This window comes from Streptomyces sp. NPDC058964, assembly GCF_042741275.1.
In the GTDB taxonomy this organism is placed as follows: domain Bacteria; phylum Actinomycetota; class Actinomycetes; order Streptomycetales; family Streptomycetaceae; genus Streptomyces.
Map to the genome: position 1 here is coordinate 1 of NZ_JBHYKH010000850.1, position 2,246 is coordinate 2,246.

At 74.5% G+C, this 2,246-nt stretch carries 2 protein-coding genes; one reads left to right on the forward strand and one right to left on the reverse strand.

Annotation, left to right across the window (positions count from 1 at the left end):
* Positions 1-166: 166 nt before the first annotated feature.
* Positions 167-1,174, forward strand: a complete 1,008-nt coding sequence (locus ACFW2E_RS45565) for an ABC transporter permease (RefSeq protein ID WP_384477709.1) — start codon at positions 167-169, stop codon at positions 1,172-1,174.
* Positions 1,175-1,603: 429 nt separating this feature from the next.
* On the opposite strand, the gene ACFW2E_RS45570 is transcribed toward ACFW2E_RS45565, so the two are convergent.
* A complete protein-coding gene (locus ACFW2E_RS45570; RefSeq protein ID WP_384477712.1) occupies positions 1,604-2,218 on the reverse strand; it encodes an ATP/GTP-binding protein in 615 nt (204 codons plus the stop codon).
* Positions 2,219-2,246 lie beyond the last annotated feature (28 nt).

Sequence of the window (2,246 nt, forward strand, 5' to 3'; positions counted from 1 at the left end):
GTACAGGGGTCACCGGCCGGGTCGCTGCGGCGTCCCAGTCCTGGGGTGGAGAGTCTGTGCGGCTGCCCAGGGCGGGGTGGCACTGGTGGTGGCGGGGGGCGCCGGGCTCCCCAGGGTCCGGCGGCCTGCGCGAGGTGGCGCGGCGCGCTGCCGCCGGGGCGGGCGCATGGGCGAGGTGGGTGCCGCGTCGCTCCCGCCGGGCGCGTTGCGGCTCCGCGCCGACGACCTGTCGTGGGACCGGCGGCCATCCCGCCTAGGCCGACGCCGACAGCGGCGCCCCCCCCCCCGCGCGCCCCGGCGGCCCGCCGCCGTCCCCGCTGCGCCCCGGACGGCCGCCCGGTCCCCCGCACGACTCCAGCGCATCGCGCCGGACGGCTTCCAGGTCGACCGGTACCCCGACGACGCCTCGGCCCGTCGGGCCGTCGAACACCGAGACGCCTACGCCGCGCTGCTGGCCGACGACGGCAAGCCCGAGATCGTCTACGCGGGCGCGAACGGCCCTGCCGTGTCCGCGCTGGTGGCGCCCCTCGGCAATGCGTGCGCCACCGGCTGCCACACGGACGGCAAGAAGATCCCCGTGGTCGACATCCTGCCGCTCTCGAAGGGGGACAGCAGGGGGCTCTCGGTCTTCTACGCCTCGTTCGGTCTGGTACTGGCCGGCTTCCTGTTCGGCCAGACGTCGTACCAGGTGGCACCGCGCCTCTCCTTCGGCCAGCGCGTGGGCAGCCTGGCGCTGTTCGCGCTGCTCGGCGGGCTGGCCACCGCGCTCATCGCGTGCACCGCCTTCGGCGCCATACCCGGGTCCTTCCTCGGCGTCGCCGGACTCGTCACGCTGATGGCGGGGGCCGTGGCCGCCGCCTCGGTACTGCTGATCCGGGTCTTCGGCCCGGTCGGGGTCCCGCTGGGGTCGATCTTCCTGCTGGTGATGGGGAACGCCACCAGCGGCGGCGTCCTGCCGCCCGACTTCCTGCCCGGCTGGCTCAAGCCCCTCGCCTCGGTGATGCCCGCGGGCGTCGGCGTCCGGGCACTGGACGGGCTCGCCTACTTCCACCACGACGGCCTGGTCGGCGGAGCGGTGGTGCTGTCCGCGTGGATCGTGCTCTGCGTCAGCGCACTGCTGCTGCTCGACCGGATCGCCGCGTCGGCCGCCGTCGCGCATGCCGCGAGGCGCTGAACGGGTCCAGTGGCGCGGACGCTCGCGGGCGAGCCGGCCCCTCGGCCACAGGCCGGAGGGACAGGAGACCCGGCCGGAACGGGGAGCGGGCCATGGCGGAGGAACTGCGGGACCGGACAGCGGTGTCACCGGGGCGGCCGGGGCCGCCTTTGCCGTGCCGCAGTCGATCGCCATGGCCCTGGCCGGGCGGGGCGGTGTGGCCGACACGGTCTCCTCCGCCGCCGGACTGCGCCCGAGGACCTGATGGCACGGGCGGCCGCCGTCGTCAGCGGCCGCTCCTCCCGGGCTTCGGAGATCGCCGACCTGGTGGTCCTCCTGGCGAGCGACCGGGCCGCGCACGTCATGGGACCTCCGTATCAGGCGGCGGTCCGTGCCGACCAGGTGAGAGACGGACACGGGATCACCGGCCGGGGGAACCCGCGTCCTGCCTCAGGTCCGTCCGCCCGCGCGGGTGGCCGCGGCGATCAACCGGTCGACCAGGGCGATCAGCACGTCACGGGACGACTCACGCTCCCGGGCGTCGCACAGCAGCACGGGAGTGCCGGCGGGCAGCGCCAGGGCCTCCCGGATCTCCTCGGGCGTGTACGGGTGCTTCCCGTGGAAACCGTTGACCCCGACGACGAAGGGGATGCGCCGCCGCTCGAAGAAGTCGATGGCGGCGAAGCTGGTCCGCGGCCTGCGGACGTCCACCAGCACCACCGCGCCCAGCGCCCCGATCGCCAGGTCGTTCCACATGAACCAGAACCGCTGCTGCCCGGGGGTACCGAAGAGGTACAGCACCAGATCCCGGCCGATGCTGATCCGGCCGAAGTCCAGGGCGACCGTGGTGGACCGTTTGTCCTCGATCCCTTCGAGGTCGTCGACGCCGAGGCCCGCGGTGGTCAGCGGTTCCTCGGTGCGCAGCGGGGCGATCTCGCTGACGGACCCGACCATGGTGGTCTTGCCTACACCGAAGCCCCCGGCGATCAGGATCTTGACGGTGTCGGGAGCGGCGGTCGGCCCCGCGCCCGGGGCCGGTGGCCGCCGGCGGGAGAGGCTGTCCATGATTAGCCGAGACCAATACTCGCAGGTC

What these genes read in the sequence shown, in the direction of transcription:
- ACFW2E_RS45565 (WP_384477709.1), top strand. Translation starts at nt 167, where the DNA reads ATGGGCGAGGTGGGTGCCGCGTCGCTCCCGCCGGGCGCGTTGCGGCTC.
- ACFW2E_RS45570 (WP_384477712.1), bottom strand. Translation starts at nt 2,218, where the DNA reads ATGGACAGCCTCTCCCGCCGGCGGCCACCGGCCCCGGGCGCGGGGCCG.